Here is an 11,105-nt window from a genome sequence, read left to right on the forward strand (position 1 = left end):
TTAAATCGCGAGCGGGTCCACATCCACCGCCCAGCGAATGACTTGCCGATGCGCGCTGCGCATCGCATGCAAATCAACCTGCCAATGCGCCAAGAAATGTTGCAGCGCTTTGCGCGAGGTGCATTCAATCAGCATCTGCGCACGCTCGATGTTGGCCACGCGCTGAATCGTCATCGGCACGGCCGGATACAAATCGACCAGCAGTTCATCGGCCAATGCCGCGCCTGCATCGCGCGCGGCGTTTAAAAAGCCTTGTGCAGTTTCTTGGCTGCGTGCCTCTGCGCGCACCAAGGCTTGGAAGCTGAAAGGTGGCAAAGTGGCTTGCTCGCGCTCTTTGAGCTGCTGCTCGGCGAAGGCGGGGTAGTCGTGTTGCTTGAGCGCTTCAAACAGCGGGTGCAGGGGGTGAAAGCTTTGCACCCACATCTCGCAGGGGCTGACCAAGCTCATGCTGGCATCACGTCCTGCGCGTCCAGCGGCTTGCATGAGCAAGCTGAACAAACGCTCGGGCGCGCGGAAGTCGCTTGAGAACAAAGCGCCGTCTGGGTTGAGCGCAGCCACCAAGGTGACGCGCCTGAAGTCGTGCCCCTTGGCAATCATTTGTGTGCCCACCAGCACGTCCACCGCGCCCGCGTGGACCTCGGCCAGCTGGCGTTCGAGTTCGCCTTTGAGGCGCGTGCTATCGGCGTCGATGCGGGCAATGCGAATGGGCTCGCCGTCGGGGCGACGTACATCGGCCAACAGCTCTGCCAAATGTTCTTCGAGTTGTTCGGTGCCTCGGCCCAAGGGGCTGATGTCTAAGTTGCCGCAGCTTGGGCACGCACGCGGCACGGGTTGTGTGAAGCCACAGTGGTGGCAGCGCAGCGTGCGGTCGAGTTTGTGGAATACGCGGTAGGCGCTGCAATTGGGGCATTCGCTTTTCCAGCCGCAGTCGTTGCAGTTGAGCACGGGCGCGTAGCCTCGGCGGTTGAGCAGCACCAAGATTTGCTCGCCACGCATCACGCGCTCGCGCATGGCGTCGAGCAGGTGGTTGGAGAACACGGTTTTGTACGGCTGGCGGTTCATGTCCACGCGGCGCACCAAAGGCAAAGCACCTTGCCCCACGCGTGAGGGCATGGCTAAGCGCATGTAGCGGCCTGCGGGTCCCGCGTCGGTGGCTGAGCGGCTGTGATGCCAACTTTCCAATGACGGCGTGGCCGAGCCCAAAATCACTTTCGCGCCTTCGAGTTGTCCGCGATAGATGGCGAGGTCACGTGCTGAGTAGCGCGCGCCTTCCTGCTGTTTGTAGCTCGGGTCGTGTTCCTCATCCACCACGATGAGCTGCAAATGCGGCATGGATGCAAACACGGCCATGCGCGTGCCCAACACAATGCGCGCCTCTCCGCTGTGTGCGGCAAGCCAGTTTTTCAGGCGCTGCGCTGGCGTGAGGCTGCTGTGCATGGACACCAAACAGTCGGTGCCCCACTGCGGGCAAAAGCGCGCGCGAAAGCGTTCTTCGAGTTGGGGCGTGAGGTTGATCTCGGGCACCATCACCAAAATTTGCGCGTGTGGGTCGCGTTCTAACTCCGCTTGTGCTGCACGCAAGTACACCTCGGTTTTGCCGCTGCCCGTGTTGCCAAACAACAAGAACGGACCTTTGTTGGCCGCGATGTCTGCCAGTACGTGGGCTTGCTCGTCGGTCGGTGTGGGTATGGTTTGCGTGTCACCTTCATAGGGCACGACGGCTTTGGGTTTGCGCTTTAAGCGGCGCGTCCATTGTTCTGTGCTGAGGTCGCGCAGCTGACTGGGCAGTGCCGCTAAGGCCACCTCGCCGGCGCTGCGCTGGTAGTAGTGCGCGGCAAATTGCACCAGCTGTCGCCAGTGGGCGCTGAGCGGCGTGAGGCCTTCCAGCACGCTGGCGATGGCGCGCAGTTGCATGGCGGCTGGCGCTTGGTTTTGCAGCGATGGGTCATCGGGCATCAACAACGATGGCTGCTCGCTGGTGTTCGTGTTTGCGAGCGAGGCTTTATCGTCGTTTGGGGTGTCCGGCTCGGCCTCCCCCCACACCACGCCCAGCAACTCTCGGCTACCCAAAGGTACACGCACCAAGGTGCCAGGCGCGTGCGCTGCATCGCTTTCGTACGTGAGTGCGCCACCAATACCGCTGTGCGCGGGGGTGTGAACCATCACTGAAATTTGGTGCGACATGTCAAGTGGTGAGTTGGGGTGTTTTGCTCAGGTGTTTTGGCAGAAGAGGCTTTAAGTCGTTGATTTACAAAGGCTTCAGGGTAAACCCAGAATTTTTGTGGATAACTTTGTTGATATCTACGGTTGAGTGGCTCCGAAGGCCCATGAATCAAGGCTTTGAACAAACTGCCTCAAAAAAATGCAGGCCAAGAATCCTATATGAATCAAAGACTTACGAGCGATTAAAGTTTTTCCAAATGCGGCAAAAGAAAAAACCAATTTGGTGCGCTGGATCAACTTTTTTGTGCATAAGTGTGAAGTCGAAGTAAAACTTTTGGTGACTTGACACACGATTTCTTGACTTACTTTTAAGGTTTTCTCAAGGCGCGTGAGTGGCTGTGCACCGTCTCGACCAACACGCCCACGCTCTCCGGCGGGGTGAATTGGCTGATGCCGTGGCCCAAGTTGAAAATTTGGGTCGGGCCGGTGGTGGTTTTGTCGGTGTGGGGTTTACCGAATGCGTCCAACACGCGGCGCGCTTCGGCGGCCAAGGCGTCAGCAGGGGCAAACAAAGCATTGGGGTCGAGGTTACCTTGCAGGGCTTTGCCGGGGCCGCCTACTTGGCCGCCTACTTGTGCGCGAGCTTTGGCGAGGTTGACTGTCCAGTCCACGCCCAACACTTCGCAGTCGAGGTCGGCCATCTCTGGCAACCACAAGCCGCCGCCTTTGGTGAACACCAAGCGGGGAATGACCACGCCATCGTGCGAGCGCTTGAGTTGCGCCAACACGCGCTTGGTGTAGGCCATGCTGAACTGTTGGAACATGCCATCGGCCAGCACGCCGCCCCAGCTGTCAAAAATCATCACGGCTTGCGCGCCGGCTTCGATTTGGGTGTTGAGGTACAGGGCCACCGCATCAGCGTTGATTTCCAAAATGCGGTGCATCAAGTCGGGGCGGCTGTACATCAGGCTTTTGACTTGGCGGTAGTCGTCTGAGCCTGCGCCTTCGACCATGTAGCAAGCCAAGGTCCAAGGGCTGCCAGAAAAGCCAATCAATGGCACGCGGCCGTTCAAAGCTTTGCGAATAGAGGTGACGGCATCAAACACATAGCGCAGCTTGGCCATGTCGGGCACGGCCAGCTCATTCACAGCGGCTTCGTTGCGTACGTTCTTGGCGAACTTGGGGCCTTCGCCTTGGGCGAAAGACAGGCCTAAGCCCATCGCATCAGGCACGGTCAAGATGTCGCTGAACAAGATGGCGGCATCGAGCGGGTAACGCTCAAGCGGCTGCAAGGTGACTTCTGTGGCGAAGTCGGTATTGGTAGCCAAGCCCATGAAGCTGCCTGCCTTGGCACGCGTGGCGCAGTACTCTGGCAAGTAGCGACCGGCTTGGCGCATGAGCCAAACGGGGGTGTGGTCGGTGGCTTGGCGCATGCAAGCGCGCAAAAAGGTGTCGTTTTGGAGTGGTGCAAACATGGCGACATTGTCGCCGAGGACCGGCCTAGCCCAATTGACGGTGCTCAACCATCAAGCAAAGGTTTTGCACCACGACCAAGCCTGCATCGGTGGCTTGTTTGGCTGCGTCGTCGTTCACCACACCGATTTGCAGCCACAGCGACTTGGCACCAATCGCGATGGCTTCTTTCGCGATCGGCGGGATGTCTTCGGAGTTGCGAAAACAGTTCACCATGTCGATGCGTTCGTGCTGCGCAGCTTCGGTGAGTGATGCATATGACTTTTCGCCCAACACTTCGAGTGCATTCGGGTTGATGGGCACGATGCGACAGCCGTGGTCTTGCATGTACTTGGCCACCCGAAAACTGTCGCGGTGCGGTTTGGGCGACAGGCCCACCACGGCGATGGTTTTGCAATTGGCAAGGCTTTGACGAATGGCAGCTTTGGTCATGGTTGGGTCGCTGGCAAGGTGGCGAGCGCTTCTTTCATCTTGCTCACACTCAATAACTCGGAGAGTACTAGTGGTGTTTTGCCTGGCGCATGCAGCACATAGACAGGCACACCGCTGCGGCCTAAGGCGGTGAGTGCAGCGGTGATGGCGGGGTCACGGCGCGTCCAGTCGGCACGCATGAGCGTGACTTGGCGTGCTGCCAAGTCTGCCAACACGTCGCTGTTGGAGAGCGTGGATTTTTTGTTGATTTGACAGGTCACGCACCAAGCGGCGGTGAAGTCCACAAACACGGGACGGCCTTGGGCCAAGCTTTGGGCCACGGCAGCTTCGGACCATGGTTGCCACATATTGGGTGTACTGCTCGTGGTTGCCGATGCGCTGCTGGCCGTGGTGATATTCGCTGGCGCTTTCAGTTCTTCCGCAAAGTTCAACGCGCCCCAAACCAAGATCGCTGCAATCAACCAAGCCAAACCACGTGCGGCCAGCGTGTGTTGTTTGAGCGACCAAATGAACGCGGCGAGCAACAGCAAACCGCCCAGCGCAAACATGGCGGCATCTAAGCTGGTTTGTTGGCCCAACACCCACAGCAACCAAACGACGGTGGCCAACATCGGAAAGGCCAACAGATGGCGCAGCGTGACCATCCATGGGCCAGGGTGCGGTAACACGCGCGCAACCGCAGGCACGAAGCTGGCCAGCAAATAAGGCGCAGCAAGCCCCAAGCCCATCACCATAAAAATGCTCAACGCTTGCCATGCGGGCAAGGTCATGGCCAACCCCAACGATGCGCCCATGAAGGGGGCGGTGCAGGGCGACGCCACGGCCACGGCCAGCACGCCTGAGAGCGCAGCGTCCATGACGGGGTGTTTGTATTGAAAGCTCGCCACGCGGGAGGGCAGTATTTGCCCAAATTCAAATAAGCCAAACAAGTTCAGCGCAATGAGTGTGAAGAAGGCTGCCAGCACGCTCACCACGGCGGGCGATTGCAACTGAAAGCCCCAGCCCAATTGCTCGCCTGCTGCACGCAGGGCCAATACGCCAGCGCCCAAGGCCAAAAAGCTCAACACCACACCTGCGGTGTAGGCCATGCCCGCCACGCGGTGTGCACGGTGGGCTCGGCTGTGTTGCGCAAAGCCCAGCAGTTTGATGGCCAATACAGGCAACACGCAAGGCATGAGGTTGAGGATGAGGCCGCCCACAAATGCGCCTAGCAGTGCCAAGACAAAACCCACTGCGCCTTCGTCGCTAACGACAGGTGCGATGGCGGGAGCTGTGGCAGCTGGTAGCTCTGACACAGCAGGCCAGGCTTGCGTGACTGACGCCGAAATTTCGAAACCTTGTCGCGCAGCGCCCATGCCTGTCGTGAGTAAAAAGCCCACTTGCTTGGGGTCGTTCAAACGCAAGTTGCTGAGGGGAAGCTGCACTGTCCACACGCCGTCTTGCCAAGCTTGGTTCGCCTGTGGGTGTTGTTCTGTGGCGGATTCCACCAGTTCTGGCGTGTTTGGAAACACGCTCATCATTTGCCCGTGCAGCGAGGCGGGCAGGCCGCTGACTTGCAGCACCAAACGCTGTGCTTCAAAACTTGTGGTGACTTTGGCGTTGGGTAGAGATTGCGGTTGCTGCGCTTGCAGCGCGTCGAACGCCGCAGCATGGGGCGCGAAGCTGCTGTTGACGGGAATGCGCAGCGCAAAGTCGCCCTCTTGTGGAATGCATTCGAGTCGGCAGATCAGCCAGTTGGCGTGCACTTGCAGGTCTAGCGTTTGCGAAGCGTTGGGTTTGAACGCTTGGGTGACGGTCAGGGGCACGGCCAGCAACACGGTTTTCTCAAAGCCGTAGTTGGTGAGGTTGCCCGCTTTGAGCTTGTGCGGCAGTGGCCATTGCACCTCACCCGCTGTGATGCCTGCAGGAAGGTTGAGTTCAATTTGCGTGGGCAGGCCCGAGTCGCCAGGGTTGCGCCAGTAGGTGTGCCACTCGGGCTGGTGTGTGAGCTGCAAGCCCACCCACATAGGCTGACCTGCTTGCAGACCTTGTGGTGCGTGCGCGACTAACTCGGCACGTAGCTGCGGTGTGCTGACCACGGCGGTGGGCACACCTTGCGCCCATGCCGAGCCGAGCAGGCCAACGGCCCATAAAACACATGAGATGAGTTTGAACATGCGCCAGATGTTACCTAGCCGCAGCCGCGCGCGTGCAGCAGGTCAAGAGGAGGGAAAGTAAGATGGCGTTTATGACTGCGAACACCAGCACACACACCGCCCAAGCTTTGGCCTCGCACCGTTGGGCCGAGCTCAACACGCGTGACTTTGCCGCGCTTGACCCCGCACGCACCGTGGCCGTGTTGCCCCTTGGGGCGACCGAACAGCACGGGCCACACCTGCCTTTATCAGTGGACACCGTGCTGGTGGATGGCGTGGTCAATGCCGCGTTGGGGCATTTGGCGGCAACTGACCCCGTGTTGGTGCTGCCCACACAAACCGTGGGTTTGAGCACGGAGCACACGGCGTTTGCAGGCACCTTGCATTTATCGCCCCAAACGCTGATTCAGCTCTGGTGCGACATGGGCGCATCGGTGGCGCGTGCGGGCGTGAAGAAGCTGCTGATGTTCAACGCCCACGGCGGCAATGTGGGGCTGATGGATGTGGTGGCCCGCGAGCTTCGCGCGCAACACGGCTTGATTGTTTACAGCAGCAGTTGGTACAACCTGCCGCTGGATGCTGGCGTGATGGGGCAGTTCTCAGCGGATGAGCACCGCTTTGGCATCCATGCGGGCGACATAGAAACCTCGATGATGCTGGCGCTGTCGCCAGCCAGCGTGAACATGGCTGAGGCGCAAAACTTTGCATCCACCTCACAAGACCGTGCCAAGCACTATGTGGTGTTGGGCAACGGCAAAAGCGCCAAACTCGGCTGGCACATGCAGGACTACAACCCACAGGGCGCCGCGGGCAATGCCGCTGCAGCCACAGCCGCCAAGGGCGAGGCCCTGGTGCACAGTGCCGGCGAGCAACTGGCGCTGTTGCTCAAAGAACTCATTGCGTTGCCGTTGACCACTGTTCGCGTGTGAGACTTGCTGTGGCGAGAGCCAAGGCAAGCGCAGGCGTCAGTAGACCTTAAGCGAACGTCACCCAGTTTTTGTGGCTGGGTGTTTCCAAGTGCGGCAGGCTGTTAAAACTCAGCAGACTGTGTCGCTTCGTGCTAAAGCTCAACTCTGTCACGGCTGTGTTGCGCAGCCGCATGTTCAGCTCAATGCTGGTTTCTGGGCTGGTACGCAGCACATGTGCCACGGCAGTAGCGATCGGCCCGCCGCTGGACACCAACAATACATTTCCTGCGTGCTGCTGGCGAATGTGGTCCAAAGCTGATGTGACCCCTTTTGCAAACTCAGCGTAGCTAGGCATGCCCTGCGGGCTGACCACCCCAGCCATCCATTGCGTGAGGCCATCGCGCAGCAAACGGAAATGTTGTTTGTAGCCTTCAGGCGTGGTGGGCTTGACCAACTCGCCCGGCTGAATGGCGCGAATGATGGCATCAGCGTCGTATTCATTTAAGCCCGGCCACACCGCGGCTTCGTGCTGCGTGCCTATCCCCGCTTGAATGCCCGCCAAGGTTTGCGCATGGCGCTTGAGTGCGCCGGTGATGACCGCTTCAAAGGTAATGCCTTGAGCGTGCCAGTGTTCGCCTAGGCGTTGGCTTTGCTGTTGTCCCAAGGGGCTGAGCTGGTCATAGTCGGCGGCGCCTAGAGAGGCTTGCCCGTGTCGCACTAAGTAAAGGTGTCCCATGGCTGTGAAGTCTGTTGTTTGTCCTCATTTTGAGGATGAGGCGTCAGAGTTGCAGTCGCGGCAGAGACCCTCAGTCACGTGCGCGGCACGGCTTAAGCCGCTTGCAGTGCGGCAGAGCGAACCATCCAAACCACGGTGCCCAAAAGCGCCAAGGCCATGATGCGGTTGAACCATTGCAGCCGTTGGGCGGTGTCGTTGGGGCCGCGCAACCAATGGCGCAAGCTGGCGCCTATCCATGCATAGGTCAGGTTGCTGGTGAGACCAAAGAACATGAAGATGGGCAAGGTTTCTAGCAGTCGTGCCAGGGTGTCCTCGTGGCCAATGACCCAACCACTCACCACAGACAGCGCTAAGAACCACGCTTTGATGTTGATGAATTGCAGCATTACGCCTTGTTTGAAGCCCACAACCGGTCCGAGTGTGGCTTCGCTCAAGCGCTGTGTGCTTGCAAGTTTCCAAGCCAGCCACAGTAAATACAACACGCCTGTGGCCAGCAGGCCCCAGCGCAGGGGTGGAAACCCCAGCACCATCACGCCTAAGCCGGCGGCATTGAGCACAAGCAGCAGGCCCCAGCCTGCGGGTACAGCGCATACAAAAGGCAACGCACGACGCAGGCCGTGGTTGGCTGCAATCGTGGCCGACAGGGCGGTGTTGGGTCCCGGTGTGAAGGTGCCCACGGTGGCGAGGGCAATCAAGGCAAATAGTTCTTCGCTGCTCATGCAGGCGAGGATAGTTGCTCCCAACGCTCTAGGGCTGTCATCAGCGCGTCTTCAATTTCGGTGTCGCGTTTGTGGATTTGCGCAACTTTGGCGGGGTCACTGGCGTAGAGGCTGTTGTCGCTTAAGGCGGCTTGGGTTTCTTTGTGTTCTGCTTCTAGTGAGGCAATGAGTTCTGGCAGAGCTTCCAACTCGCGCTGCTCTTTGTAGCTCAGCTTGCGGGTTTTGGCAGTGCTGGAAGCTGCCGCCGCCGCGGGCTTGGGAGCTTCTGCTGCTGCTTTGGCAGCCACAGGTGCCGCTGGCTTGGTTTGCGGTGCAAGACTGCGCGCGCGTTCAGATTGGATGAGCCAGTCTTGCACGCCGCCTTCGTACTCGCGCCAGAAGCCCGGGTTGTCGTCGGTGGCTTCAAACACCAAGGTGCTGGTGGCCACGTTGTCGAGGAAGGTACGGTCATGGCTGACGATGAACACGGTCCCGTTGTAGTTTTGCAGCAGCTCTTCCAGCAGTTCCAATGTGTCGATGTCCAAGTCGTTGGTGGGTTCGTCCAGCACCAGCACATTGGCTGGGCGTGCAAACAAACGAGCCAACAGCAAGCGGTTGCGTTCGCCACCTGACAACGAGCGCACGGGCGATGTGGCGCGTGACGGCGAGAACAAGAAGTCGTCTAAGTAGCTTTTGACGTGCTTGCGTTGCGTGCCGATTTCGATCCATTCGCTGCCTGGGCTGATGAAGTCTTCCAGCGAAGCATCCATGTCTAGGCCGTTGCGCATTTGGTCAAAGTACGCCACCTGTAAGTTGGCGCCTTGGCGAATCTTGCCGCTGTCGGCTTCGAGCTCGCCCAAGATCATTTTCAGCAAGGTGGATTTGCCGGCGCCATTGGGGCCGATCAGACCAATCTTGTCGCCGCGCAAGAAAGTAGCTGAGAAGTTCTTGGTAATGACCTTGCCCCCGAAGGCTTTGTCCACCTCGGTGAGCTCGGCCACGATCTTGCCTGTTGGAGCACCGCTGGCCACGTCGAGCTTGACACGTCCCACAGCGTCGCGACGGGCTTCGCGCTGGGCGCGTAAGGCTTCGAGTCGACCAATGCGGCTTTGGCTGCGCGTACGGCGGGCTTCCACGCCTTTGCGAATCCACACTTCCTCGCCAGCCAGTAGTTTGTCGGCCTTGGCGTTGATGACGGCTTCTTGCGCGGCTTGTTCTTCCTTTTGGAGTTGGTATTGCGAGAAGTTACCGGGATAGGTCAGCAAATGGCCGCGGTCTAACTCGACGATACGCGTGGCAACCTTGTCCAAGAAGGAACGGTCATGCGTGATGGTGATGATGCTGCCCTTGAAGTCAATCAAGAGTTGTTCGAGCCACTCAATGCTGTCGAGGTCCAAGTGGTTGGTAGGCTCGTCTAGTAAGAGCACATCAGGCGATGTAACCAACGCTTGTGCCAACGCCACACGTTTCAGGGTACCGCCCGAGAGCGCATTGATACGCGCATCAGGGTCAAGGTGCAAGCGGTGCAAAGTTTCTTGCACGCGCTGCTCCCAGTTCCATCCATCAAACATTTCAATCTCGTTTTGCATGGCTGTGAGGTCTCCCTCGCCAGCGCAGTACTGTTCAATCAGGTGGATGATGCGGGCTAAGCCTGCACTGACAGACTCAAACACGGATGCATTGCTGTCGAGTTGTGGCTCTTGGGCGACGTAGGTGACGCGCAGGCCTTGTTGCACGCGCAGATCACCATCGTCAGGCTTCTCTATTCCGCCTAGGATGCGTAAGAGAGATGATTTGCCAGCGCCATTGCGGCCAATCAGGCCAACGCGCTCAGCTGTTTCAAGGGAAAACTCTGCGTGATCAAGAAGAGCGACGTGCCCAAAAGCGAGTTGGGCGTTCTGTAGGGTAATTAAAGACATGCTCCATTATCAAGGGCTGCCTACAGGCGGCTTCTTATCTATAAGTGTGATGGATGCGAAGAGGGTTCAAAAGAGTAAATGTGAAGTTTTTCTAAAATAGTTGCGCGCGGTTTAAAAGTAGTGCTATACTGACAGGCTTCGCTGATAAGAACTGTTTAGGGTTTACCAGAAACAAGTTAGCGGAGGCGGTTAGAAAAGATTTTTAAAATTTCTTCGAAATGTTCAAAAATCCGATGTATACTGCAAGGCTTCGCTGATCGCAGCGTAGTTGCTCAAGTAGTTGAGTGGTTCATTAAAAACATACAGCCGATAAGCGTGGGCGTTTGATGGTGATTGCCAAGTTCTTTAGGAACTTAGCTTTAATTAGCTAACAAACGCTCATGAAGTAAAAAAGATGTGAAATTCGTCAAAGAAAATCACGTCGATTCCAATTTATGAGTTGGTCGAAAGGCCGAAAAAATTATCAAGATCGAACTATAGAGTTTGATCCTGGCTCAGATTGAACGCTGGCGGAATGCTTTACACATGCAAGTCGAACGGCAGCACGGACTTCGGTCTGGTGGCGAGTGGCGAACGGGTGAGTAATATATCGGAACGTGCCCAGTCGTGGGGGATAACGTAGTGAAAATTACGCTAATACC

8 protein-coding genes and 1 rRNA gene are annotated in these 11,105 nt (G+C 58.0%); 2 read left to right on the forward strand and 7 right to left on the reverse strand.

Annotated elements, in window-relative coordinates:
- From priA to C5F52_RS22325, 4 genes are all read right to left on the reverse strand, one after another.
- The gene (gene priA, locus C5F52_RS22310; protein ID WP_104800553.1) at positions 1–2,184 is read right to left on the reverse strand and encodes a primosomal protein N'; all 2,184 of its coding nucleotides are present in this window, start codon (positions 2,182–2,184) and stop codon (positions 1–3) included.
- A 347-nt stretch (positions 2,185–2,531) separates the two neighbouring features.
- Complete coding sequence (gene hemE / locus C5F52_RS22315) at positions 2,532–3,638, reverse strand: uroporphyrinogen decarboxylase (protein ID WP_104800554.1); 1,107 nt, start codon at positions 3,636–3,638, stop codon at positions 2,532–2,534.
- A 25-nt stretch (positions 3,639–3,663) separates the two neighbouring features.
- A complete protein-coding gene (locus C5F52_RS22320; protein ID WP_104800555.1) occupies positions 3,664–4,068 on the reverse strand; it encodes a CoA-binding protein in 405 nt (134 codons plus the stop codon).
- A complete protein-coding gene (locus C5F52_RS22325) occupies positions 4,065–6,224 on the reverse strand; it encodes a protein-disulfide reductase DsbD (RefSeq protein WP_104800556.1) in 2,160 nt (719 codons plus the stop codon). The genes C5F52_RS22320 and C5F52_RS22325 overlap by 4 nt, the downstream gene beginning before the upstream one ends.
- Before the next feature lie 71 nt (positions 6,225–6,295).
- On the opposite strand from C5F52_RS22325, the gene C5F52_RS22330 reads away from it, so the two are divergent.
- Positions 6,296–7,132, forward strand: a complete 837-nt coding sequence (locus tag C5F52_RS22330) for a creatininase family protein (protein WP_104800557.1) — start codon at positions 6,296–6,298, stop codon at positions 7,130–7,132.
- 46 nt (positions 7,133–7,178) lie between these two features.
- Here C5F52_RS22330 and C5F52_RS22335 read toward each other — a convergent pair whose 3' ends face one another.
- From C5F52_RS22335 to C5F52_RS22345, 3 genes are all read right to left on the reverse strand, one after another.
- Positions 7,179–7,847 (reverse strand): histidine phosphatase family protein, encoded by a 669-nt coding sequence (locus tag C5F52_RS22335; RefSeq protein ID WP_104800558.1) that lies wholly within the window; start codon positions 7,845–7,847, stop codon positions 7,179–7,181.
- Positions 7,848–7,939: 92 nt separating this feature from the next.
- The gene (locus tag C5F52_RS22340; protein WP_104800559.1) at positions 7,940–8,566 is read right to left on the reverse strand and encodes a LysE family translocator; all 627 of its coding nucleotides are present in this window, start codon (positions 8,564–8,566) and stop codon (positions 7,940–7,942) included.
- Positions 8,563–10,464, reverse strand: a complete 1,902-nt coding sequence (locus tag C5F52_RS22345) for an ATP-binding cassette domain-containing protein (protein ID WP_104800560.1) — start codon at positions 10,462–10,464, stop codon at positions 8,563–8,565. The genes C5F52_RS22340 and C5F52_RS22345 overlap by 4 nt, the downstream gene beginning before the upstream one ends.
- A 471-nt stretch (positions 10,465–10,935) precedes the next feature.
- Between C5F52_RS22345 and C5F52_RS22350 the strand changes: the two genes are divergently transcribed.
- Positions 10,936–11,105: ribosomal RNA gene (locus tag C5F52_RS22350) — 16S ribosomal RNA — on the forward strand; the annotation flags it as partial.

It is taken from the genome of Limnohabitans sp. TS-CS-82 (genome assembly GCF_002943475.1).

Coding starts and splice junctions, on each gene's coding strand:
- priA (WP_104800553.1), bottom strand. CDS start 2,184: ATGTCGCACCAAATTTCAGTGATGGTTCACACCCCCGCGCACAGCGGT.
- C5F52_RS22330 (WP_104800557.1), top strand. CDS start 6,296: ATGACTGCGAACACCAGCACACACACCGCCCAAGCTTTGGCCTCGCAC.
- C5F52_RS22335 (WP_104800558.1), bottom strand. CDS start 7,847: ATGGGACACCTTTACTTAGTGCGACACGGGCAAGCCTCTCTAGGCGCC.
- C5F52_RS22345 (WP_104800560.1), bottom strand. CDS start 10,464: ATGTCTTTAATTACCCTACAGAACGCCCAACTCGCTTTTGGGCACGTC.
- C5F52_RS22340 (WP_104800559.1), bottom strand. CDS start 8,566: ATGAGCAGCGAAGAACTATTTGCCTTGATTGCCCTCGCCACCGTGGGC.
- hemE (WP_104800554.1), bottom strand. CDS start 3,638: ATGTTTGCACCACTCCAAAACGACACCTTTTTGCGCGCTTGCATGCGC.
- C5F52_RS22325 (WP_104800556.1), bottom strand. CDS start 6,224: ATGTTCAAACTCATCTCATGTGTTTTATGGGCCGTTGGCCTGCTCGGC.
- C5F52_RS22320 (WP_104800555.1), bottom strand. CDS start 4,068: ATGACCAAAGCTGCCATTCGTCAAAGCCTTGCCAATTGCAAAACCATC.